The 23,465-nt window shown below is 61.1% G+C and carries 20 protein-coding genes; 11 read left to right on the forward strand and 9 right to left on the reverse strand.

Annotation, left to right across the window (positions count from 1 at the left end; translation table 11 throughout):
* Nucleotides 1–16 precede the first annotated feature (16 nt).
* Both ACZ0AZ_RS02795 and ACZ0AZ_RS02800 read right to left on the reverse strand, forming a co-directional pair.
* Nucleotides 17–1,468, reverse strand: coding sequence for an aldehyde dehydrogenase family protein (locus tag ACZ0AZ_RS02795; RefSeq protein ID WP_463538675.1), 1,452 nt, complete (start codon nucleotides 1,466–1,468; stop codon nucleotides 17–19).
* Nucleotides 1,465–3,102 (reverse strand): 5-guanidino-2-oxopentanoate decarboxylase, encoded by a 1,638-nt coding sequence (locus tag ACZ0AZ_RS02800; RefSeq protein WP_463538676.1) that lies wholly within the window; start codon nucleotides 3,100–3,102, stop codon nucleotides 1,465–1,467. Before ACZ0AZ_RS02800 ends, ACZ0AZ_RS02795 begins: the two co-directional genes overlap by 4 nt.
* Nucleotides 3,103–3,327: 225 nt before the next feature.
* Here ACZ0AZ_RS02800 and ACZ0AZ_RS02805 point away from each other — a divergent pair, with 225 nt between their 5' ends.
* A complete protein-coding gene (locus ACZ0AZ_RS02805) occupies nucleotides 3,328–4,209 on the forward strand; it encodes a LysR substrate-binding domain-containing protein (RefSeq protein ID WP_463538677.1) in 882 nt (293 codons plus the stop codon).
* Nucleotides 4,210–4,332: 123 nt separating this feature from the next.
* Here ACZ0AZ_RS02805 and ACZ0AZ_RS02810 read toward each other — a convergent pair whose 3' ends face one another.
* Both ACZ0AZ_RS02810 and ACZ0AZ_RS02815 read right to left on the reverse strand, forming a co-directional pair.
* Nucleotides 4,333–4,947 carry an NAD(P)-dependent oxidoreductase gene (locus ACZ0AZ_RS02810; protein WP_463538678.1) on the reverse strand — a complete coding sequence of 205 codons (615 nt, stop codon included), beginning with the start codon at nucleotides 4,945–4,947 and terminating at the stop codon, nucleotides 4,333–4,335.
* Nucleotides 4,948–4,992: 45 nt separating this feature from the next.
* Entirely contained in the window at nucleotides 4,993–5,871 is an 879-nt protein-coding gene (locus tag ACZ0AZ_RS02815) for an MBL fold metallo-hydrolase (RefSeq protein WP_039758277.1), read from the reverse strand.
* Between the two features lie 113 nt (nucleotides 5,872–5,984).
* Here ACZ0AZ_RS02815 and ACZ0AZ_RS02820 point away from each other — a divergent pair, with 113 nt between their 5' ends.
* Both ACZ0AZ_RS02820 and ACZ0AZ_RS02825 read left to right on the forward strand, forming a co-directional pair.
* A complete protein-coding gene (locus tag ACZ0AZ_RS02820; protein ID WP_463538679.1) occupies nucleotides 5,985–6,914 on the forward strand; it encodes a LysR family transcriptional regulator in 930 nt (309 codons plus the stop codon).
* A 105-nt stretch (nucleotides 6,915–7,019) separates the two neighbouring features.
* A complete protein-coding gene (locus ACZ0AZ_RS02825) occupies nucleotides 7,020–7,196 on the forward strand; it encodes a hypothetical protein (RefSeq protein WP_016773438.1) in 177 nt (58 codons plus the stop codon).
* 131 nt (nucleotides 7,197–7,327) lie between these two features.
* Here ACZ0AZ_RS02825 and ACZ0AZ_RS02830 read toward each other — a convergent pair whose 3' ends face one another.
* Nucleotides 7,328–8,218 (reverse strand): helix-turn-helix domain-containing protein, encoded by an 891-nt coding sequence (locus ACZ0AZ_RS02830; protein WP_463538680.1) that lies wholly within the window; start codon nucleotides 8,216–8,218, stop codon nucleotides 7,328–7,330.
* A gap of 174 nt (nucleotides 8,219–8,392) precedes the next feature.
* On the opposite strand from ACZ0AZ_RS02830, the gene pobA reads away from it, so the two are divergent.
* Together pobA and ACZ0AZ_RS02840 are read left to right on the forward strand one after the other, a co-directional pair.
* Nucleotides 8,393–9,586 carry a 4-hydroxybenzoate 3-monooxygenase gene (pobA, locus tag ACZ0AZ_RS02835; protein WP_463538681.1) on the forward strand — a complete coding sequence of 398 codons (1,194 nt, stop codon included), beginning with the start codon at nucleotides 8,393–8,395 and terminating at the stop codon, nucleotides 9,584–9,586.
* A gap of 77 nt (nucleotides 9,587–9,663) precedes the next feature.
* Nucleotides 9,664–11,181: an MDR family MFS transporter gene (locus ACZ0AZ_RS02840; protein WP_039758287.1), complete on the forward strand. Its 1,518-nt coding sequence runs from the start codon at nucleotides 9,664–9,666 to the stop codon at nucleotides 11,179–11,181.
* Nucleotides 11,182–11,306: 125 nt separating this feature from the next.
* Here ACZ0AZ_RS02840 and ACZ0AZ_RS02845 read toward each other — a convergent pair whose 3' ends face one another.
* The 4 genes from ACZ0AZ_RS02845 to ACZ0AZ_RS02860 all read right to left on the reverse strand — a co-directional run bounded on the left by ACZ0AZ_RS02845 (nucleotide 11,307) and on the right by ACZ0AZ_RS02860 (nucleotide 15,237).
* A complete protein-coding gene (locus tag ACZ0AZ_RS02845; RefSeq protein ID WP_310406296.1) occupies nucleotides 11,307–12,155 on the reverse strand; it encodes a cache domain-containing protein in 849 nt (282 codons plus the stop codon).
* 128 nt (nucleotides 12,156–12,283) lie between these two features.
* The gene (locus ACZ0AZ_RS02850; RefSeq protein ID WP_415761654.1) at nucleotides 12,284–13,141 is read right to left on the reverse strand and encodes an ATPase; all 858 of its coding nucleotides are present in this window, start codon (nucleotides 13,139–13,141) and stop codon (nucleotides 12,284–12,286) included.
* A gap of 116 nt (nucleotides 13,142–13,257) precedes the next feature.
* Nucleotides 13,258–14,250, reverse strand: coding sequence for an NAD-dependent epimerase/dehydratase family protein (locus tag ACZ0AZ_RS02855; RefSeq protein WP_129997552.1), 993 nt, complete (start codon nucleotides 14,248–14,250; stop codon nucleotides 13,258–13,260).
* 99 nt (nucleotides 14,251–14,349) lie between these two features.
* On the reverse strand, nucleotides 14,350–15,237 hold the full coding sequence (locus ACZ0AZ_RS02860) for a LysR family transcriptional regulator ArgP (protein ID WP_129997553.1): 888 nt from the start codon (nucleotides 15,235–15,237) through the stop codon (nucleotides 14,350–14,352).
* A 96-nt stretch (nucleotides 15,238–15,333) separates the two neighbouring features.
* On the opposite strand from ACZ0AZ_RS02860, the gene ACZ0AZ_RS02865 reads away from it, so the two are divergent.
* From ACZ0AZ_RS02865 to ACZ0AZ_RS02890, 6 genes are all read left to right on the forward strand, one after another.
* Nucleotides 15,334–15,936, forward strand: a complete 603-nt coding sequence (locus ACZ0AZ_RS02865) for a LysE/ArgO family amino acid transporter (protein ID WP_016773432.1) — start codon at nucleotides 15,334–15,336, stop codon at nucleotides 15,934–15,936.
* Between the two features lie 176 nt (nucleotides 15,937–16,112).
* On the forward strand, nucleotides 16,113–16,709 hold the full coding sequence (locus ACZ0AZ_RS02870) for a superoxide dismutase (protein ID WP_016773431.1): 597 nt from the start codon (nucleotides 16,113–16,115) through the stop codon (nucleotides 16,707–16,709).
* A gap of 328 nt (nucleotides 16,710–17,037) precedes the next feature.
* Nucleotides 17,038–19,089, forward strand: a complete 2,052-nt coding sequence (locus ACZ0AZ_RS02875) for a putative bifunctional diguanylate cyclase/phosphodiesterase (protein WP_463538682.1) — start codon at nucleotides 17,038–17,040, stop codon at nucleotides 19,087–19,089.
* A 217-nt stretch (nucleotides 19,090–19,306) separates the two neighbouring features.
* Nucleotides 19,307–20,665: an imelysin family protein gene (locus ACZ0AZ_RS02880; protein ID WP_116659279.1), complete on the forward strand. Its 1,359-nt coding sequence runs from the start codon at nucleotides 19,307–19,309 to the stop codon at nucleotides 20,663–20,665.
* Nucleotides 20,666–20,941: 276 nt separating this feature from the next.
* On the forward strand, nucleotides 20,942–22,369 hold the full coding sequence (locus tag ACZ0AZ_RS02885; RefSeq protein WP_129997555.1) for a di-heme oxidoreductase family protein: 1,428 nt from the start codon (nucleotides 20,942–20,944) through the stop codon (nucleotides 22,367–22,369).
* Between the two features lie 27 nt (nucleotides 22,370–22,396).
* Nucleotides 22,397–23,461, forward strand: coding sequence for an imelysin family protein (locus ACZ0AZ_RS02890; RefSeq protein WP_024014143.1), 1,065 nt, complete (start codon nucleotides 22,397–22,399; stop codon nucleotides 23,459–23,461).
* Nucleotides 23,462–23,465: the final 4 nt, after the last annotated feature.

The following is a 23,465-nucleotide window of genomic DNA, read 5'->3' on the forward strand; positions in this document are numbered from 1 at the left end:
CGCTACATATCTATGATCAGACCGCGCGGATCACATGCTTGATCTCCTGAAACGCCGCCAACCCCCAAGGCCCCAGCTCACGACCGACACTGCTCTGCTTGTAACCACCCCACGCCGCCTGCGGGAAAATCACCTGCGGAGCATTGATCCACACCAGCCCCGCCTGCAACGCATTGGCCACGCGATCCGCCGTTGCAGCATCGCGTGTCACCACACTCTCGACCAGGCCGAACTGCGTGTCGTTGGCCAGCGCAATCGCCTCGCTCTCACTGGCGAAACCGCGCACACACACCACCGGGCCGAAAATCTCTTCACGCCATAACGCGCTGTCCAGCGGTACGTCGGTGAACACCGTCGGTTGCAGAAAATAACCGCGCGGCAAATGCGCCGGACGATTGCCGCCACAGAGCAAACGCGCCCCCGCACTCAGGCCGCGATCGATATGCCCAAGCACCCGCTGGTACTGTGCCTGATTGACCAGCGCGCCCATCTCCACATCCGCATCAAACGGATCAGCGACTCGGATCGCCTCTGCGCGTGTTTGCAGACGCTGGAGAAACTCATCCATCAATTCCTCAGCGACGAGCACGCGACTGGTGGCCGAGCACATCTGCCCGGCGTTGAAGAACGCGCCGCCACAGGCCAGTTCCACCGCCAGTTGCAGATCGGCATCCGCCAGCACCAGCAAAGACGATTTGCCACCCAGCTCCATGCTCACACCCTTCACGGTTTCGGCAGCGCGTTGCATCACCTGCACGCCAACCGCATTGCTGCCAGTAAAGGAGATCTTGGCGATGCGCGGATCGGCCGACAACGGCGCGCCCACCGCCAGACCGGTGCCGCAGACCAGATTGAACACGCCGTCGGGCAAACCGGATTCAGCGATGATCGCCGCCAGTTCCAGCTCCGGCAGCGGTGTCACCTCAGAAGGTTTCAGCACCACGCAGCAACCGGCGGCCAGCGCTGGCGCCAGTTTCCACGCGGTGGTGACCATGGGGAAATTCCACGGCACGATCAGCCCGACCACGCCGCATGGCTCACGTCGCAAGCGTGCGCTGAAATCTTCGCTGGGCAGCGGCACATTACTGTCCTGACCGACGTCGAGGCCTTCGGCGAGCTCGGCGTAATAGTCGAAAGTAGCGATCACGTCATCGACATCGATGGCCGCTTCGAACTGCGGTTTGCCATTGTTGCTCGACTGCAGGTTCATCAAGTGATCGCGACCGTTGCGCACGCCGTTTGCGATGTTGCGCAGGATCACAGCGCGCTCGGCGCCGGTGGTTTTCGACCAGTGTTTGAACGCCTCGGTCGCCGCGCTGATCGCTTGATCGACGGCGTGTTCGTCACCGCCGTTGACGGTGGTCAGCAGCGCTTCGGTAGCGGGGTTGATCACCCGTAGATGTTCGCCCCCCGCCGACCACTGACCGTTGATGTAGAGCCCGTCGAGTGTGGTTGGAAAACTGATCATTGGGCCACCGCCTGCATCCACTGGTTCTGGTCGATTTCAATCAGTGTCGGGCCTTGCCGGTCCGTCGTCTTACGCAACGCTGCGCACAATTCGTCGATGCTGCTGATGGCTTGCGCGGCGCAGCCGAGGCCCTTGGCCACGGCGACGAAGTCCGGGGTGTAGATGTCCACGCCGACCGGTTCGATGGCGCGGTTGACCATGTACTTTTTGATCTCCTCGTAACCCTGGTTATTCCACAGCAGCACGATCACCGGCACCCGTGCTTCAACGGCGCTGGCCAGTTCCGGCAGGGTGAATTGCAAGCCGCCGTCGCCGATCAGGCACACCACTGGCGGTCGCGCGCCGTTATCGAGTTGGCCGCCGAGCCACGCACCAATCGCCGCCGGCAACGCATAGCCGAGGGTGCCGTAACCGGTGGATGCGTTGAACCAGCGACGCGGACGCTCGGGGTTGAACGTGAGGTTGCCGGTGTACACCGGTTGCGTGGAATCGCCGACGAACACCGCTTCGGGCAATTCGTGCAGCACGGTTTCGAGCAAACGCGTCTGCGCCAGCGTTGGTGCATCCCAGCTCGCCGCCAATTCATTACGCAGACGCGCGGCGCGGACCTGGCCCCAATCATTGCGGCGCTCGGCCAGCGGTTGGTGCGACAAGGCGCTGAGCAATGCTTGCGCGGCGTTGCGCGAATCAGCGACCAGTGCGATGTGCGGCGGGTAGTTGCGCACGGTCTGATCGGCATCGATGTCGATGCGCAGCAGCTTGCCGGGAATCTCGAAGCCGCCGGCGAAGGTCACGTCGTAATCGGTCTCGGCCAGCTCGGTGCCGATCGCCAGCACCACGTCGGCTTCAGCGACCAGTGCGCGGGTGGCAACCAGGCTCTGCGTCGAACCGATCAACAACGGATGACTGGTCGGCAGCATGCCTTTGGCATTGATGGTCAGCGCCACTGGAGCGTCGAGCAGTTCGGCGAGTGGGGTCAGCTGGGGCGCTGCGTCGATAGCACCGCCGCCGGCGAGAATCAGTGGACGTTGCGCCGTGGCGAGCAGTTCGCTCATGCGGGCCACGGCAGCCGGTGCGGCGCCGGCGCGATCGATATTCACCGGCAGGCTGGCGAGCAACTCATCGGCCTCTTCCACCAGCACGTCCAACGGAATTTCGATGTGCACCGGACGCGGTCGCCCGGCCTGGAACAGCGCGAAAGCGCGAGCAAGCACCACCGGCAGTTCGGCAGCGGACATCAGCGTGTGCGAGAACGCTGCGACGCCGCCGACCAGTGCGCTCTGGTTCGGCAGTTCATGCAACTTGCCGCGCCCACCGCCCAACTGACTGCGCGACTGCACGCTGGAAATCACCAGCATCGGAATCGAATCGGCGTAAGCCTGGCCCATGGCCGTGGTGATATTGGTCATGCCCGGGCCGGTGATGATGAAACACACACCGGGTTTGCCGCTGGTGCGCGCGTAGCCGTCAGCCATGAACCCGGCGCCCTGTTCATGACGAGGCGTGACGTGGTTGATGCTTGAACGCGCGAGGCCTCGGTACAGCTCAACGGTGTGCACACCGGGAATGCCGAACACCTGCTCGACCGCGTAATTCTCCAACAGCTTGACCAATACTTCGCCGCACGTTGCCATGTTGATTGCCCTTTTCGTTCGGTGAAACGCAGATCCCCTGTGGGAGCGGGCTTGCTCGCGAAAGCGGTGTGTCAAACAGCGACGAGATAACTGACCCACCGCATTCGCGAGCAAGCCCGCTCCCACAAGGTCTGCACATGGGGCCATTGGAACGGCGCACACCTAGCGGCAACAATCGATTAATAGTCATACTAGCCATGTCCTCACGTCATACCTCGGATCGCCATGAAACGCCTGCCTCCCCTGCCCGCTCTGCATACGTTCTGGATCACCGCGCAATGCTGCAATTTCACTCGCGCCGCCGAGCAGTTGCACATCACTCAGGGCGCGGTGAGCCGGCAGATCGCCGGGCTGGAAGAACAGCTTGGCTATCCGTTGTTCATTCGTTTGGCACGAGGGCTGGCGCTGACGGCCGAAGGAGGCGAATGGCTACCGCAGGTGGAGAAGGTCTTCGGGCTGATCAGCGAGGCGACCGAGCAGATCGGCCGGACGCGGCAAACCTTGCAACTCAAGGCCCCGAGCTGCGTGATGCGCTGGCTGCTGCCGCGTCTGCTGCAATGGCAGAAGGAACGCCCGGACGTGCCGGTGAAGTTGACGGCCTCGCTGCAACACGGCGTGGATTTTCAGCGCGAGCCATTCGATGCCGCGGTGATCTACGGCCCGCCGCCGGACCATTCGCCAGGCGCGCTGCATCTGTTCGACGAGCAACTGACACCGGTCTGCTCGCCGCAATTGCTCAAAGGCTCCCCGGCGCTCAATTCACCCAGGGACTTGCAGAATCATCTGTTATTGCACCCGACCCACGACATCCAGGACTGGTCGGTGTGGCTCGATGCGGCGGGTTTGCAACTGGCCAATCTGAGCAGCGGCCAGCATTTCGAAACGCTGGATCAGGCGATGTCGATGGCCTCCCATGGCACGGGCGTGGCAATTGGGGACTGGTCGCTGATTGGCGATGATCTGGACGCAGGACGGCTGGTGATGCCGTTTGCGTTGAAGGTGAAGACGGGGTTGGCGTATTACGTGGTGGTGCCGCAGGACGCGGAACCTTGTGCGCCTCTTCAGCAATTGATGGACTGGTTGGTCGAACAGGCCTGGTCTCGCTGAAAATCTGCACTCACCTGTGGGAGCGAGCCTGCTCGCGAATGCGGTCGTTCATTGAGCATGAATGTTGACTGATATGCCGCCTTCGCGAGCAGGCTCGCTCCCACATTGAAACTTTGCCCGGCCTTAGTAACCGACGGTATAACGCTGCCGCAAATGCTTCGGCGTTTCCACTTCGTCGATCAGCGCAATCGCGTAATCGGCAAAGGTGATCCAGCTACGCCCTTCGGCGCTGACCAACAGATGATCCTTGCCCACCCGGAATGTGCCGCTGCGCTGACCCTCGACAAACTCTGCCGACGGCGACAGGAAAGTCCAGTCCAGTTCCTGCTCCTGACGCAACGCTTCCAGAAACGCCGCCCCTGCGCTCGCCTCGGCTTTGTATTCAGCAGGGAAACCGGCGCTGTCGATCACCCGCGTATCGTCCGGCAGCAACAGCGAACCGGCGCCGCCGACCACCAGCAAGCGCTTCACGCCCGCCTGCTTCACCGGTCCGACAATCGCCGAGGCCGGGACGGTGGCGAAATGCGCTGCGCTGATCACCACGTCGTGACCGGCCACCGCCGCTTGCAGCGCCGCCGAATCCAGCACGTCGAGGCTCTTGCTGACGACACCGGCGCGATCACCGACCTTTGAGGTATCGCGGGCGATGGCGGTGACGCTGTGGCCGCGACGCAGGGCTTCTTCCAGCAGTTGGCTACCGGCACGGCCAGTGGCACCAATGATTGCGATCTTGCTCATGACATTCTCCAGTTGGCTTGAAAATGCTGCGTGTTCAGGTTCGGCTTACCACTGCATCTCGCCCTTGGCGACTTTTGCGCTGAGCTCCAGCGAACTTTCTTCGCCGAGTTGCGGGTAGCGCTTTTTCATCGCCGCGATCAGTGCAGCGGAGTCTTTGGCCTTGGCGGTTTCGGCATCGAAGGCCTTGATGTAATCAGCGGTGAATTTCACGCTGGCCAGCGAGCGGCTGCTGTCGCCCAGGTAATGGCCGGGCACCACGGTTTGCGGTTTCAGGCTTTCGATGGTGTGCAGAGTGTGCAGCCAATCGGCGTGGGATTGCGCGGTCTGGGTGTCGGCCATCCACACATGAATGTTCTCGGCCACCACTACGCCACCGACCACTGCTTTGAGCGACGGGATCCATACGAAGCTGCGATCCGGCTGCTTGCCATCGAGGCCGATCACCTGCAACTGCTTGCCTTCGAGGGTCAGGCTGTCGCCCTTGAGCACTTCAGGGACAATGGTTTTCGCCGGAACGTCGGCGCCCATTTTCGGCCCCCAGTAGGCCAGTTTGCCGTCGACGGTGTGCTTGATGTGATCGACGGTCGGCTGCGAAGCCAGCACTTTCGCCTGCGGGAATGCTTGGGTCAGGGTGTCGAGGCCGAAGTAGTAATCCGGGTCACCGTGGCTGATGTAGATGGTGGTCAACTGCTTGCCGCTGGCGCGGATCTTCTCCACCACCTGCTCGGCCTGGGATTTGCCGAATTGCGCGTCGACCAGAATCGCTTCTTTCTCACCGCTGACCAGCACCGAGCTGACCGGGAAAATCGCCTGAGTGCCCGGATTGTAGACATCGAGGCTCAGCTCGGCAGCGGATGCGTGGGCGGCAAAGCCGAAAAATGTTGCGGCGAGCAGAACGCGTTTGAAAGGGGTGAAGCCGATCATTTGTTGCTCCGAGTTTCGAATGCCAGTCTGGCGATGCAACAGAGCTTAGTTGCCAGACTCAGTACAAAAAATGCGATGCTTGGACATAGTTTGTTTCTGAAAGCGGGCAAATCATGGATCGGCTTCAAGCAATGCGGGTATTTGTCACGGTGGTCGATTTGGGCAGTCAGTCGGCGGCGGCCGATCACCTCGACCTGTCGCGGCCGGTGGTGTCGCGCTATCTGGCGGAGCTGGAAGACTGGGTCGGCGCGCGGCTGATGCACCGCACCACGCGCAAACTGAGCCTGACCGCCGCCGGCAGTGAAATCCTCCCGCGTTGTCGGCAAATGATCGAGCTGTCGCAGGACATGCAGGCCGCCGTCAGCGAACCCCATGACGCGCCGCGCGGACTGCTGCGGATCAGTGTCAGCACCTCGTTCGGGCAGGCGCAACTGGCCGATGCGGTCGCGGCATACGTCAAGCTTTACCCAGGCGTGAGTATCGATCTGCAGATGCTCGACCGCACGGTGAATCTGGTCGATGAACGCATCGATCTGGCGATTCGCACCAGCAATGATCTTGATCCGAATCTGATCGCCCGACGCCTGACCGTGTGCCGCTCGGTGGTCTGCGCAGCGTCGGCTTATCTGCTTGAGCATCCGGCGCCGCAGACGGTTGAGGATTTGAGCCAACATAACTGCCTGACCCATTCCTATTTCGGCAAGAGCCTTTGGCATTTCGAAGAGGATGGCGAACCGGTTTCGGTACCGGTGCAGGGCAATATCAGCGCCAACGAGGCCAGCACCCTCCTGCGCGCAACTCTGGCCGGCGCGGGCGTGGCGATGCTGCCGACCTACCAGGCTGGCGTGCATATTCACAACGGCGAACTGCTGCGTTTGCTGCCACACGCAGAACCGCGCCAGATGAATATCTACGCGGTGTACGCCTCACGCAAACACATGCCGGCGGCACTGCGCAGCATGCTCGACTTTCTGGTTCGGCGCTTTCCCGAAAATCCCGCGTGGGATGAAGCTGCGAGCCTCAAGCCACAAGCGCCAAGCTGACCGCGTCGTGACAGCTTGCCGCTTGCCGCTTAAAGCTTGCAGCTGCGCCTGCCTGACCTATGCTCAAAGTAATACCGCAAGGTAGACGTTCAGAGGTCGCACGCCATGAACATCAAAACAAAAAGATACGCCGCCATTTTCATCACCTGCGCCGCGACGCTGGCGCTGTACGGCACCGCTGCCTGGCGGGTCGAGCAGTTGCGTCAGCTGCCGCGCGAGTATGCGAGCTGCAACTATGAGCGGTGTATTCCGCACAATGCCACGCTGAACGCATTGCGCTGACAAGACTGGCCTGGAATGCATCCCCTGTGGGAGCGAGCCTGCTCGCGAATGCGGTGTGTCAGTCAACCAGGATGCTGAATGAAAGACCATATTCGCGAGCAGGCTCGCTCCCACAGGGGCTGGCGGTGTTCTCAGTGTTGTTGTTCGGCCTTCAAACGGTCGCGGAATGCCTTTGGCGAAATTCCCACGCGGCGACGGAAGAGGCGCGTGAAGTTGGTCGGATCGGAAAATCCCAACAACTCCGACATCTCGTAAATCGTCATGCTGGTGTAGGTCAGCAGCCGCTTGGCTTCCAGCAATTGGCGCTCGTGCATGATCTGCAACGCCGGTTGCCCGGCCAGTTCACGGCAGGTGCCGTTGAGGTGCGACACGGAGATGCCCAGTCGATGGGCGAGGTCTTCGACCTTGACGTGCTGGCGGTAAGTCTCTTCCACCAATTGAATGAAACCGTTGAGGTATTCGCGCTGGCGTTGCGGCCGTTGGCTGGCCTTGTGGCGGACGATTGCCTGGCGGCTGACCCAGACCATGATCACACTGACCAGCGAATGCATGAGCATTTCCCGCGCCGGTTGATGGCCGTTGTACTCGGCCTGCAACGCTGAAAACAGGCTGTTCAGATAATCGCCATCCTTGCCGGCCGGGTAGTTTTCCGCGCGGGCCAAGGCGTGTACCGAGTCGCCCAGCTGCGCCTGCAAATGGTTGATCAGCGGCGTGGCCAAAGTAACGATGAAGCCTTCAACATCCTCGGAAAAGCGAAACCCGTGCACCGATAACGGTGGCAGCACCTGAATCGCTGGCGTCTCGAGCTGCGTGCGCTGGCCTTCGATTTCAAGCTCTGCCTTACCTTTGTAAACAAACAGCAGCTGGCACAGATCCGCGTGGCGGTGGGGTTTGATTTCCCAATGGTGTTCGCGACTGCGCGAGGAAATGGTTTCACAGTGCAGCAAGTCCGGGGTCGGCCAGTCCAGGCTTTCACCGTAGAGCTTGAACACCGGAATCGAAGGCAGGGCAGGCTTGTTCATACTTCAATCCAGGCCTCGGGTTTATGGGCGATAATCGCACCGATTGGCAGAATGTACAGGTATCGGCTCAGTTTTCACCTTCAATTGACAGACCCGCAAGGGAAAAATGCAAGCACTCGATCCATAAAATCATTCACGGCAATTGCTGCGTGAAGCTTGCGAGTCATAAAAACAATGAAAACCCTGAAAACCCAAGTCGCCATTATCGGCGCCGGTCCTTCCGGACTGCTCCTCGGCCAGTTGCTGCACAACGCTGGCATCGACACGCTTATCCTCGAACGCCAGACGCCCGATTATATTCTCGGGCGTATCCGCGCCGGCGTGCTTGAACAAGGCATGGTAGAGCTGCTGCGTCAGGCCGGCGTCGGTCAGCGGATGGACGCTGAAGGCCTGGTTCATGACGGCTTCGATCTGGCGCTGGATGGGCGTCAGGTGCACATCGACCTGCACGCACTGACCGGCGGCAAAACCGTAATGGTCTACGGCCAGACTGAAGTCACCCGCGACCTGATGGCCGCTCGTCGGGAGGCCGGCGCGCCAACAATTTATCAAGCGAGCAATGTCGTTCCCCACGGCATGAAAAGCGACGAAGCGTTTGTCACCTTCGAAAAGGACGGTGAAAGCTGGCGCGTCGATTGCGATTACATCGCCGGTTGCGATGGTTTCCATGGCGTCGCTCGGCAGTCGATTCCTGCCGATTGCCTGAAGATTTTCGAGCGGGTCTACCCGTTCGGCTGGCTGGGCATTCTCGCCGACACGCCGCCGGTCCACGACGAACTGGTCTACGCCCGCCACGAGCGCGGCTTCGCCTTGTGCAGCATGCGTTCGGCCACGCGCACCCGCTATTACCTGCAAGTGCCGGCGGATGAAAACGTCGATGACTGGAGCGATCAGCGTTTCTGGGATGAACTGAAAAAACGCTTGCCGGATGCCCTCGCGGAAAAACTGGTGACCGGCCCTTCGATCGAAAAAAGCATCGCGCCGCTGCGCAGCTTTGTCGTCGAGCCGATGCAGTACGGGCGCATGTTTCTCGTCGGCGATGCCGCCCATATCGTCCCGCCCACTGGCGCCAAAGGCTTGAACTTGGCCGCCAGCGATGTCAGCACGCTATTCAATATCCTGCTCAAGGTCTATCGCGAAGATCGCACCGATCTGCTGGAAAAATACTCGGAGATCTGCCTGCGCCGGGTGTGGAAAGCCGAACGGTTTTCCTGGTGGATGACGTCGATGCTGCATCGCTTTGACGAGCACGATGAGTTCAGCCAACGCATCAGCGCCTCGGAACTGGACTACTTCGTCAGTTCGCAAGCCGGGCAAAAAACCATTGCAGAAAATTACGTCGGGCTTCCGTACGAGGCTATCGAATAGCTTCCTACCGACTTACACTGCGAGCATCCACCCGCGCGCGATGGCCGCGCGGGTCCATCACTGCCCGCAGGTTTTCCGTGACCACTCTCAATCAGCCTGAAACGCCCAAACCGGCCATTCGCAGCGTGCTGGTCGCCTTGATGATGGCGATCTTCCTCGGTGCACTGGACCAGACCATCGTCGCCGTGTCGATGCCGGCGATCTCCGCGCAATTCAAGGATGTCAGCCTGCTGGCCTGGGTGATTTCCGGTTACATGGTGGCGATGACCGTGGCGGTGCCGATCTACGGCAAGCTCGGCGACCTGTACGGGCGACGCAAACTGATGTTGTTCGGCATGGGCCTGTTCACCCTCGCCTCGCTGTTCTGCGGGATGGCGCAAAGCATGGAACAGCTGGTGCTGGCACGGATCCTTCAGGGCATCGGCGCCGGCGGCATGATCTCGGTGAGCCAGGCGATCATCGGCGACATCGTCCCGCCACGTGAACGCGGGCGCTATCAGGGTTACTTCAGCAGCATGTACGCGGTGGCCAGCGTCGCCGGCCCGGTGCTTGGCGGCTACATGACCGAATACCTGTCGTGGCGCTGGGTGTTTCTGATCAACCTGCCGCTGGGGCTTGGCGCCTGGTGGGTGGCACGGCGCAACCTGCGCGGCTTGCCGATTCCGCAGCGCAAACCGGTGATCGATTACCTTGGCACGGTGCTGATGATCATCGGCCTCACGGCGTTGCTGCTCGGCATCACTGAAGTCGGCCAGGGCCATTCATGGCGCAGCAGGGAAGTGCTCGCCCTGTTCGCCTGCGCCGTGGTGGTGTTGGCGCTGTTCGTCTGGCATGAACGTCGTGCACGCGAGCCATTGTTGCCGATGCACCTGTTCGCCAACCGCAATGCCCTGCTGTGCTGGTGCACGATTTTCTTCACCAGTTTCCAGGCCATCTCGCTGATCGTGTTGATGCCGCTGCGCTTCCAAAGCGTCACCGGCGCGGGCGCCGACAGCGCCGCGTTGCACTTGCTGCCTCTGGCCATGGGCTTGCCGATCGGCGCCTATTTCGCCGGCCGTCGCACCTCGATCACCGGACGCTACAAACCGCAGATTCTCACCGGCGCGATCCTGATGCCGATTTCGATTCTCGGCATGGCCTTCAGTCCACCACAAGCGACGCTGCTCAGCGGTTTGTTCATGTTGCTCAGCGGCATCGCTGGCGGCATGCAGTTCCCGACCTCGCTGGTCGGCACGCAAAACTCGGTGGAACAACGCGACATCGGCGTCGCCACCAGCACCACCAATCTGTTCCGCTCACTGGGCGGCGCGGTGGGCGTGGCGTTGATGTCGGCGCTGTTGCTGGCGTTGTTGCACGATTCCAGTTTCGCCCACTTGGCGAGCAACTCGCTGATCAGCGAGGGGCATTCGGGCAACGTCCTGCTCGATGGCCTGAACGCAGCACCCGGAGAAGCGCAGAACGCCTTGCGCGCGGAGCTGCTGGTGACCTTCCGCCATTTACTCTGGGTCAGCACAGCGGTATCGCTGCTGGGGCTGGCAGCGGCGATTGCCATGCCGAACAACCTGCTGCGCGGACGGGAGCACGGCGCGAAATAATTGCCGTAACAAATACCACTGTGGGAGCGAGCCTGCTCGCGAAGGCGGTGTGTCATTAACCAATGAATTTGGCTGACACGACGCTTTCGCGAGCAGGCTCGCTCCCACAAGGGAACGGTGTTCGCTCAAGGGCTGTAATAACCCACCGCGACGAGGAAATGCCCGACCTTTTTCAGGTACGCATGCTTGTCTTCGATCTTGCCGGTCACCGGGTTTTTCCAGCGGTATTCATATTCGCCTTCATCCTGCTTGCCGATCAGCGCCAGAATCGGCTCGCCCACCGGTTTGCCTTCCGGGTCCTTGACCTTGCCGAAATCAGTGTTGATCAAGCGCAGGTTGGTGCCGTGGGCGACATACCGCTGATTGTTCAGATCGACCACAAATACATACAGGTCATCCTGCAGATATCCACCCTTGAGCGAGTTGATCGCTACCAGCGTGCCCTTCTCGTCCTTGGTCAGATCCGTCGCGGCTTTGTCGAGCAAGGCCTTGGCCTGCTCCGCCGAGGCCCGTGGCAGGTAGTAACCCACGGCAAGAATGCGCTGGCCGACACGCTGATAGAACACATGCTTGCGCTCGACCTTGCCGTCGGCCCAGTTCTGCCAGCGGTATTCGGCCTGCTGGATGCCGTTGCCTTCCGGCACTTTCAGCGCATCCTTGAACGCCTTCTGCAGATCCGGGCCGAGCACTTCGCTGACATCACGGCCGATCAGCGCCGATGACGGCCCGCCACTGGCAAGCATCACGCCTTTGGTGTCGAGGACAAACACGTAGCGATCCTTGTCGACGAACTCACCCTGGCGGCTGAATGCGGCAAACGCCTTGTCGCCATTGTCGTGGTAATAGGCCAAGGCTTTTTCCAGCAGGGCAATGGCGGCCTGACTGTCATCCTTGGCGGCGGTGGCGGCGCTGGCCTGGCCGAAACCGGCCAACAGGATCAGGCCGAGCCAGGCCACTTTATGCAAAAACCCCATAGCGCATCCCTCGTTCTTTTGGTGTTTCAAGAGCGTAGACGGCTTGTGGTCATGTAGAGATATTCAGAGCGTTTCTGAACATTGCGCCGTGAGGCTGACAAGCAATGCTCGCCAGCCTCGGTCAGCGCTTACGGGCGGGAATTGATCTGTTGCTGCAGGTTCTGGATCTGCGCCTGCAAGGTATTGAGGTTGCGGGTCATCTGCGCGCGAAACGCATCGAACTCGGCAGTATTGCCGCCACCCTGTGGCGCTGCCGGGCGGTTGTCCTGCTGACTTTTCAGCACGACGATGTCCTGCTCCAGACGATCGATCGCCGCGCTCGGGTTGCCCTGCTTCTTCAGCGCGGCGATATCGGCGCCGAGGCTTTTGAACTGGGCATCGAAAGCTTTCAACTGCGCATCGACCTTGCTGGTATCGGCCGGCGTGCTTTTGATTGTCGCCAGTTCAGCGCTCAGGGCTTTGACCTGCGCCTGCAATTGGGTATTGGCATTCTGTTGTTCGGTGGTCTGCGCGGTCATCTGCGCCAGCCGCTTGTCCAGCTCGCTGGCCTGCCCGGCCACGCCTTGCTGCTGCTTGCTCTGGTCGAGCAGCTTGCCTTCGAGTTGTTTGATCTGCAGCTTCAGCGCTTCGCTGTCGCTGCTGACGTTGCTCTGACTGGCGACAACTTTGCCGGAAATATCCTGCAGACGCCCCGCCGCTTCTTCGCTGATCCGCGCGAAGCTTTCCTGGGTAGCGACCAGTTGCTGCTCCATCAACGAAATCTGCTGGAAGCTCCACCAGGCCAGACCGATGAAGGCGAAAAACAACGCGCCAACCAGTGCCCACAGCGGCCCGGTGCTGGCGGCCTTGACCTTGACCACTGGCGCCGTGCGCGAATGCACAGAGGTGCGGGGGCTGGGCGCGATGTCATCGTCATCGAACGGATCGGCGCGCAGGCTTGGCACGTTGTCGAAATCGTCGTCGTGGGCATCGTTTCGCATGGACATTGAGGCAACCTTTGGCAAACGCGGTGATGGCTAAATGCTGCGAAGTATAACCGCCGCAGCCGCAGGCATTGACCCTCAACCCGCAAGGCGGTTCATTGCCGCCCGGCCGAATCGTTTCAACGGATGTCCTGAGCTTTCCACCACGCACAGAACTCATCGAGGGCAGCCCACACGCTGACTTGCGGATCGTAGTCGAGATAATGCCGGGCGCGGCTGATGTCGAGGGTGAAATTTTTTTTCATGACCTGCATGCCCAGGCGCGACAGGGTCGGCTCCGGACGTCCGGGCCAGAGCATGCACGCGCCCTCGTTAAGCGCCGCGACGCTGTAGGCCAGACCGTACGATCGGTATTTACGCACCTGATCGACGTCCATCCGGCGCATCACGTAATTGACCACGTCCCACAGCGGCACCGGCGCACCGTTGCTGATGTTGTAGGCCTTGCCGAGCGCCGAACCTTGGGCCAACAAACTGCTGAGCATGGCTTCGTTGAGGTTCTGCACGCTGGTGAAATCGACTTTGTTCAAGCCGTTGCCGATGATCGCCAGACGACCCTTGCGCTGCATCTTCAACAGGCGCGGGAAGATGCTCATGTCGCCGGCACCGGTGACGAAACGCGGGCGCAGGGCGATGGTTTCCAGACCGAATTCCTGAGCGCCGAAGACCTTTTGCTCGGCCAGATACTTGGTCGCGGCGTAGGGATGCTTGAAGCGTTTGGGCACTTGCTCTTCGGTCAGACCGAGATGGTCGCGGCCATCGAAATAGATCGACGGCGACGACAGATGCACCAGCCGCCGCACCCGCTGCTTGAGGCAGGCTTCGACGACGTTTTCGGTGACTTCGACGTTGCCCTGATGAAAGTCCTGATAACGCCCCCACACGCCGACCGCACCAGCACAATGCACCACCGCTTCGACGTCGCGGCACAGATCGCGCACCAGATCGGCGTCGGTCAGATCGCCCGGCACAAACTCGGCACCGCGGCGCACCAGATGCTCGACACTCTCGGCCCGGCGACCGTTGACCCGCACTTCAAGGCCCTGCTCCAGAGCGAAACGCGCAAAGCGCCCGCCAATAAAGCCGCTGGCGCCGGTAACCAAAATCTTCATCAAAAACTCCAGGGAAGCAGCTGCAAGCTTCGAGCTTTCAGCTGCAAGTTGAAACGGTGCGTGTTCTTGCCGCTTGCAGCTTGACGCTTGCAGCTGCGTTCAAGCCACTAGCCATTGCTTTGAGGAGCGCAGCAGTTGTTCGGTCAGTAGATTGAGCAACTGGCCGCCATTGCGCCAATGATGCCAGTACAGCGGCACGTCGATCGGTTTATCTGGCAGCAATTCGCGCAGCTCGCCGCGTTGCAACTGCTCGCGCACCTGCAGTTCCGGCACCAGGCCCCAGCCGAGGCCGGCTTCGGTCAGGCGAATGAAGCCTTCAGAAGACGGACATAAGTGATGTTCAAACGCGCCGTCGACGCCCAACAGCGCCAGGTAGCGATGCTGGAGGAAATCGTCCGGGCCGAACACCAACGCCGGGGTGCGCGGCAACTGTTCGGCGCGCACGCCATCGGGAAAATGCCGAGCGATGAATGCGGGGCTGGCCAAGGCGCGATAGCGCATGGCGCCGAGCAATACGCTGCGTGCGCCAGCCACCGGGCGCTCGCTGGCGCACAGGCACGCGGCCACTTCACCGGCACGCATGCGCTTGAGGCCGACGGTCTGGTCTTCGACGATCAGGTCGAGCAACAAATGCTGCTCGGCGCAGAAATCGCCGACGGCCTCGGCCCACCACGTGGCGAGGCTATCGGCGTTAAGGGCGATGCGCAGGCGATCAGGCAGGCCTTCTTCGTCCAGCGCTGGCACCGCCGACTGCAAGTCGCGCTCGAGCAAACGCACCTGCTGCACATGGTTGAGCAAACGTCGGCCGATTTCCGTCGGCGCTGGCGGTGTCTCACGCACCAGCACGGGTTGGCCGATCCGCGCCTCGAGCAATTTGATGCGTTGGGAGATCGCCGACTGCGACAGACCAAGGACCTGTGCAGCGCGATCAAATCCGGCCTGTTCGACCACAGCAGCCAGCGCGGAAAGCAATTTATAGTCGAACATCAGTTTTCCTAATGGGCGATCAGCACTATTGGTTTTTCTTATACAGCGTCACACCGGAGAATAGCCAGCAAGCACTCTCTTTCAAGGACATCTCTCATGTGGCAAAGCTATGTAAACGGCCTGCTGGTGGCGTTCGGCCTGATCATGGCGATCGGCACGCAGAACGCTTTTGTATTGGCCCAGAGCCTGCGCCGTGAACACCATTTGCCGGTGGCGGCATTGTGCGTGGTGTGTGACGCGATTCTGGTCGCGGCCGGAGTGTTCGGCCTGGCGACGATTCTGGCGCAGAACCCGACCCTGTTGGCGATCGCCCGTTGGGGCGGCGCGACGTTTCTGATCTGGTACGGCAGCCAGGCGCTGCGCCGGGCCTGCTCGAAACAGAGCCTTGAGCAAGGCGAAAACCAGACCGTGCGTTCGCTGCGCGCAGTGATGCTCAGCGCTCTGGCGGTGACCTTGCTCAACCCTCACGTTTATCTCGATACGGTATTGCTGATCGGCTCGCTGGGTGCGCAGCAATCGGTGCCGGGCGCTTATGTAGTCGGCGCGGCCAGTGCATCGTTGCTGTGGTTTTTCACCCTGGCCCTTGGCGCGGCGTGGCTGGCACCGTGGCTGGCCCGCCCGAGCACCTGGCGCATTCTCGATCTGGTGGTGGCATTGATGATGTTCGCCGTGGCCGCGCAGTTGATCATCGCCGGATGATTTATTCGCAAAGGCTCTGGAACCTCTATCCCACACAGTTGTTGCGTGGTTAAGGCGCGACCCCGGTGCTATGATCCGAACCCTGCGCCGCAAAGAGTAAAAACTCGCCGGTGCATTTCCGGCCGCCCGTGATCGGCCTTGCGCTCACCGCAACAGACCTGATTAGGAGAATCATCATGGCTTTCGAATTGCCGCCGCTGCCTTACGCACACGATGCCCTGCAGCCGCACATCTCCAAGGAAACCCTGGAGTTCCACCACGACAAGCACCACAACACCTACGTCGTGAACCTGAACAACCTGGTGCCAGGCACCGAGTTCGAAGGCAAGACCCTGGAAGAAATCGTCAAGACTTCTTCGGGCGGCATCTTCAACAACGCCGCTCAGGTCTGGAACCACACTTTCTACTGGAACTGCCTGGCGCCAAACGCCGGCGGTCAACCAACCGGCGCCCTGGCAGATGCCATCAACGCAGCGTTCGGTTCGTTCGACAAGTTCAAGGAAGAGTTCAGCAAAACCTCGATCGGCACCTTCGGTTCCGGCTGGGGCTGGCTGGTGAAAAAGGCTGACGGTTCCCTGGCCCTGGCCAGCACCATCGGCGCCGGCAACCCGCTGACCAGCGGCGACACCCCGCTGCTGACCTGCGACGTCTGGGAACACGCTTACTACATCGACTACCGCAACCTGCGTCCGAAGTACGTTGAAGCGTTCTGGAACCTGGTCAACTGGAAGTTCGTGGCCGAGCAGTTCGAAGGCAAGACCTTCACTGCTTAAGCTGCACGTCAGTCCAGAAACCCGGCTTCGGCCGGGTTTTTTTATGCCCGGCGCATGGCGTTTGTCGCACGGCAAAAGCAGCTTCGCGCCGTTTGCCGCCGGCCTGCAGCCGACTACCATCAGAGACAGGAAAAAATCTTTGACCCGGTGCTCAAGTTGCGGGCGACTGCAACCGACACAGTAATTCAGAGCTATTACTCAAATGACCACATGGCGGCCAGGATACCGGCGAATTTTCCCGTGCCTGATTGTCCCTTTGACGGCCAACCCGGGATTGCCAATACTCATGGCAACTTGACGCTATCCGCACGGAACAAGGAATACCTCTTTGAAGCTGGAACTCAAGAACAGCTTGTCGGTGAAGTTGCTCCGGGTCGTGCTCCTGTCGGCATTGATCGTAGGCGTAGTCTTGAGCTGCGCGCAGATTGTCTTCGATGCCTACAAGACCCGTCAGGCGGTTGCCGGCGATGCCGAGCGCATCCTCGACATGTTCCGCGATCCGTCGACCCAGGCTGTCTACAGTCTGGATCGGGAAATGGGCATGCAGGTGATCGAAGGGCTGTTCCAGGACGACGCCGTGCGCCAGGCCTCCATTGGCCACCCCAACGAAGCGATGCTGGCGCAGAAATCCCGCGAGTTGCAGCACTCCAACAGCCGTTGGCTGACCGATCTGATTCTCGGTCAGGAACGCACCTTCACCACGCAACTGGTCGGTCGCGGGCCCTACAGCGAATACTACGGCGACCTGAGCATCACCCTCGACACCGCCACTTATGGCGAAGGTTTCATCGTCAGCTCGGTGATCATTTTCATCTCCGGCGTGCTGCGCGCGCTGGCGTTGGGGCTGGTGCTGTATCTGGTCTATCACTGGTTGCTGACCAAGCCGCTGTCGCGAATCATCGAGCACCTCACCGAGATCAATCCGGATCGTCCCAGCGAGCACAAGATCCCGCAGATCAAGGGCCACGAAAAAAACGAACTGGGCCTGTGGATCAACACCGCCAACCAGTTGCTCGAGTCCATCGAACGCAATACCCATCTGCGCCACGAAGCGGAAATCAGCCTGCTGCGCATGGCGCAGTACGACTTCCTCACCGGGCTGCCGAACCGCCAGCAATTGCAGCAGCAACTGGACAAGATTCTTGTCGATGCAGGCAAGTTGCAGCGCCGCGTCGCCGTGTTGTGCGTCGGCCTGGATGATTTCAAAGGCATCAACGAACAATTCAGTTACCAGACCGGCGATCAACTGCTGCTGGCCCTGGCCGATCGTTTACGTGCCCACAGCGGCCGCCTCGGCGCCCTCGCCCGCCTCGGCGGCGACCAGTTCGCCCTGGTGCAGGCCGACATTGAACAGCCTTACGAAGCCGCGGAACTGGCGCAGAGCATTCTTGATGATCTGGAGGCGCCCTTCGCCCTCGACGATCAGGAAATCCGCCTGCGCGCGACCATCGGCATCACCCTGTTTCCGGAGGACGGCGACAGTACCGAGAAGCTGTTGCAGAAAGCCGAGCAGACCATGACCCTGGCAAAGACCCGCTCGCGCAATCGCTATCAGTTCTACATCGCCAGCGTCGACAGCGAGATGCGCCGTCGTCGCGAGCTGGAAAAAGACCTGCGTGACGCGCTGATCCGCGACCAGTTCTACCTGGTCTACCAGCCGCAGATCAGCTATCGCGACCACCGCGTGGTCGGCGTCGAAGCGCTGATTCGCTGGCAGCATCCTGAGCATGGACTGGTGCCGCCGGACCTGTTCATCCCGCTGGCCGAACAGAACGGCACGATCATCGCCATCGGTGAGTGGGTGCTCGATCAGGCCTGCAAGCAATTGCGCGAGTGGCACGATCAGGGTTTCGTCGATCTGCGCATGGCGGTCAATCTGTCCACCGTGCAACTGCACCACGCCGAGCTGCCACGGGTGGTCAACAACCTGCTGCAGATGTACCGCTTGCCGCCGCGCAGTCTGGAACTGGAAGTCACCGAAACCGGCCTGATGGAAGACATCACCACCGCCGCCCAGCATCTGCTCAGCCTGCGCCGCTCCGGTGCGCTGATTGCGATCGACGACTTCGGCACCGGCTATTCATCCCTCAGTTATCTGAAAAGCCTGCCGCTGGACAAGATCAAGATCGACAAGAGCTTCGTTCAGGACCTGCTCGATGACGACGACGACGCGACCATCGTTCGCGCGATCATTCAACTGGGCAAAAGCCTGGGCATGCAGGTGATTGCCGAGGGCGTGGAAACCGCCGAGCAGGAAACCTACATCATCTCCGAGGGTTGCCACGAAGGTCAGGGCTACCACTACAGCAAACCGCTGCCGGCGCGGGAGCTGGGGATTTACCTCAAGCAGGCGCAGCGCAGTAACGCGGCTATTTTATAAGCTCAAAACATCGCAGCCTCAAAGATCAAAAGATCGCAGCCTCGTTGCACTCGTCAGCTCCTACAGGCAAACGAGGCTGCGATCTTTGGATCCTGACGCGCAAATAAGAAATATTTCCAGCCACGCCTTTACACATAATGCGAAAGATTTGCATTATGTCGCAGTTTTGCGCGCCCCCGGCGCCAGTCCACTCAACTACCGAAGCAGGATGTTCGCCATGATTCGTATGCCTCTGGCTACCGCCAGTCTGCTGGCCATCGCTATTTCCCTCGCCGGTTGCGGCGAAGGCAAGGACAAAGAAAAAGCCTCCGAGATGACTCCGGCGTCCAGCAGCGCTGCTCCAGCCCCGGCGCCTGCCGCTGCACCTGCGCCTGCTGCCGGTAAAGTTGACGATGCCGCCGCCAAGGCTGTGGTCGCGCACTACGCGGACATGGTCTTCGCCGTTTACAGCGATGCCGAATCCACCGCGAAAACCCTGCAAACCGCCGTCGACGCGTTCCTCGCCAAGCCGAACGCCGACACCCTGAAAGCCGCCAAGGCTGCCTGGGTCGCCGCACGCGTGCCGTACCTGCAGAGCGAAGTGTTCCGCTTCGGCAACACCATCATTGATGACTGGGAAGGTCAGGTTAACGCCTGGCCGCTGGACGAAGGCCTGATCGACTACGTCGACAAATCCTACGAGCACGCACTGGGTAACCCGGGCGCCACCGCCAACATCATCGCCAACACCGAAGTGCAGGTCGGCGAAGACAAGGTCGACGTAAAAGAGATCACCCCGGAAAAACTTGCCAGCCTCAACGAGCTGGGCGGTTCCGAGGCGAACGTTGCCACCGGCTACCACGCGATCGAATTCCTGCTCTGGGGCCAGGATCTGAACGGCACCGGCCCGGGCGCTGGCAACCGTCCGGCCTCGGACTACCTGGAAGGCGCCGGCGCCACCGGTGGTCACAACGAGCGTCGTCGTGCCTACCTGAAAGCCGTGACTCAACTGCTGGTCAGCGATCTGGAAGAAATGGTCGGCAACTGGAAGCCGAACGTGGCCGACAACTACCGCGCCACGCTGGAAGCCGAGCCAGGCGAAACCGGCCTGCGTAAAATGCTCTTCGGCATGGGCAGCCTGTCCCTGGGTGAACTGGCCGGCGAGCGCATGAAGGTTTCCCTGGAAGCCAACTCCCCCGAAGACGAGCAGGATTGCTTCAGCGACAACACCCACTACTCGCACTTCTACGACGCCAAAGGCGTGCGTAACGTTTACCTGGGCGAGTACACCCGTGTTGACGGCACCAAGCTGACCGGCGCCAGCCTGTCGTCGCTGGTAGCCAAGGCCGACCCGGCTGCCGACACCGCGCTGAAAGCCGATCTGGCCGCGACCGAAGCGAAGATTCAGGTCATGGTCGATCACGCCAACAAGGGTGAGCACTACGATCAACTGATCGCCGCCGGCAACACCGCTGGCAACCAGGTGGTTCGCGACGCCATCGCCGCGCTGGTCAAGCAGACCGGTTCGATCGAAGCCGCTGCCGGCAAACTGGGCATCAGCGACCTGAACCCGGACAACGCCGATCACGAATTCTGATCGCAGCGTCCGTTCAAAAAAAGGCGACCTTCGGGTCGCCTTTTTCATTTTTGGCACACCACTATCCCGGTGGGAGCGAGCCTGCTCGCGAAGGCTTGATCCGGCGCAGCATTTACAGCGCGTCGGGCATCGCTTTCGCGAGCAGGCTCGCTCCCACAGTGTTGGCATGCGCTTCAAGGCTTGCGCGATATCAAGCAAACGATAATTCCTCTTATTCAAACTCCCCCGCCCTGTTAGACTTTGCGCCTTTGTTTTCGCCCGTTTGCAGGATGTCTGATGCCGTCGTTGCCGCTTCGCTTGTCCGCACTGTTGCTGGCCCTGGGCCTGAGTGCCTGCGATGACGCCCCGCGTTTCACCAAGGCCGAGCCGGGTGAAGCGCGTTCGGGCGGTGCGGCGACTGTGCGCAAGAGCGATCAGAACGCCTTCTCCTTGCCATCGGCCAACCTGCCGCCCTCGCGGCGCGTGGATTTCAGTGTCGGCAACAGTTTCTTTCGCAGCCCGTGGGTGATTGCGCCGTCGACCACCACGGCGCGCGACGGCCTCGGACCGTTGTTCAATACCAACGCCTGCCAGAACTGCCACATCAAGGACGGTCGCGGTCATCCGCCGGCAGCTGATGCAAGCAATGCGGTGTCGATGCTGGTGCGCCTGTCGATTCCCGACGCGCCGCCCTACGCCAAAGTCATCGAACAGCTCGGCGTGGTGCCGGAGCCAGTGTATGGCGGGCAGTTCCAGGACATGGCCGTGCCCGGCGTCGCCCCGGAAGGCAAGGTGCGCGTCGACTACACGCCAATGCCGGTACGGTTCAAGGACGGCACCGAGGTCGAGTTGCGCAAACCGACCCTGCAGATCACTCAACTCGGCTACGGCCCGATGCACCCGGACACGCGGTTTTCCGCGCGAGTGGCGCCGCCGATGATTGGCTTGGGCTTGCTCGAAGCGATCCCTGAAGAAGCGATCCTCGCCAACGCTACCACCCAGGCGAAAGAGAACAACGGCATCAATGGCCGGCCCAATCAGGTCTGGAACGACCAGTTGCAGAAGAGCGTCATCGGCCGGTTCGGCTGGAAAGCCGGGCAACCGAATCTCAATCAGCAGAATGTTCACGCGTTCTCGGGTGACATGGGCCTGACCACCAGCCTGCGGCCGTTCGACGATTGCACCGAGGCGCAAACCGCCTGCAAACAGGCGCCGAACGGCAATGGCCCGGACGGCGAGCCGGAAGTCAGCGACAACATTCTGCGTCTGGTGCTGTTCTACAGCCGCAACCTGGCAGTGCCGGCGCGCCGTGGCGTCAACGAACCACAGGTGCTGGCCGGCAAGAATCTGTTTTTCCAGGCTGGATGCCAGTCGTGCCACACACCGAAATACACCACCGCCGCCGATGCCGCCGAACCGGAATTGGCCAATCAGGTGATTCGTCCGTACAGCGACTTGCTGCTGCATGACATGGGCGAAGGCCTGGCGGACAACCGTACGGAATTCAAGGCCTCCGGCCGCGACTGGCGCACGCCGCCGCTGTGGGGGATCGGCCTGACGCAAGCGGTCAGTGGCCACACGCAGTTTTTGCACGACGGCCGCGCACGCAACCTGCTCGAAGCGGTGCTCTGGCATGGCGGCGAAGCGACGGCGGCGCAGCAACAGGTTTTGTCTTTCAATGCCGAGCAGCGCGCTGCGTTGCTGGCGTTTCTGAACTCACTTTAAATACTGAAAAAACATCGGGAGCCCGACATGTTCCGTCCCAAGTTACTGTTCACCAGCCTTGCCGCGCTCGCCCTCGGCGCCTGTTCGCCGCAGGACCCGCAAGCGGTCACCTCGGCGGCGATCGCCAAATCGGTGATCCTGCCGACCTACACCCGTTGGGTCGAAGCCGACCGACAACTGGCGGTCAGCGCCCTCGCCTACTGCCAGGGCAAGGAAAGCCTGGAAACCGCCCGTGCCGATTTCCTTCACGCGCAGAAAGCCTGGGCCGAACTGCAACCACTGCTGATCGGTCCGCTGGCCGAGGGCAACCGTTCGTGGCAAGTGCAATTCTGGCCGGACAAGAAAAATCTGGTTGGCCGTCAGGTCGAGCAACTGGTCGTCGCCCAGCCGCAGATCGATGCCGCCGCACTGGCCAAATCCAGTGTCGTGGTGCAGGGCCTGTCGGCTTACGAATACATCCTCTTCGACGCCAAGCCTGACGTCGCCAACGATGCGCAAAAAGCCAAATACTGCCCGCTGCTGATCGCCATCGGCGAACGCCAGAAGCAACTGGCCGAGGAAATCCTGCAGGGCTGGAACAACACCGACGGCATGCTCGCGCAAATGAGCAAGTTCCCCAACCAGCGCTACGCCGATTCCCACGAAGCGATCGCCGATCTGCTGCGCGTCCAAGTGACGGCACTGGATACTCTGAAGAAAAAACTCGGCACGCCAATGGGCCGTCAGAGCAAAGGCGTGCCGCAGCCGTTCCAGGCTGATGCATGGCGCAGCCAGTCGTCGCTGACGGCGCTGGAAGCCAGCCTCGCGGCGGCGAAAACCGTCTGGGAAGGCGTCGACAACAAAGGCCTGCGCGGTCTGCTGCCGGCCGAGCAGAAACCCTTGGCGGACAAGATCGATGCCGCCTATGCCGCTTCGCTCAAACTGTTCGACAGCACCCAGCGCTCGCTGGGCGAAATGCTCGAAGACGACGCCGGTCGCCAGCAACTCAACGATATCTACGACAGCCTCAACGTCGTCCATCGCCTGCATGAAGGCGAACTGGCCAAGGCGCTGGGCATCCAACTGGGCTTCAATGCCAACGACGGTGACTGATGAG

The sequence above is a fragment of the Pseudomonas sp. AC239 genome (genome assembly GCF_979258545.1).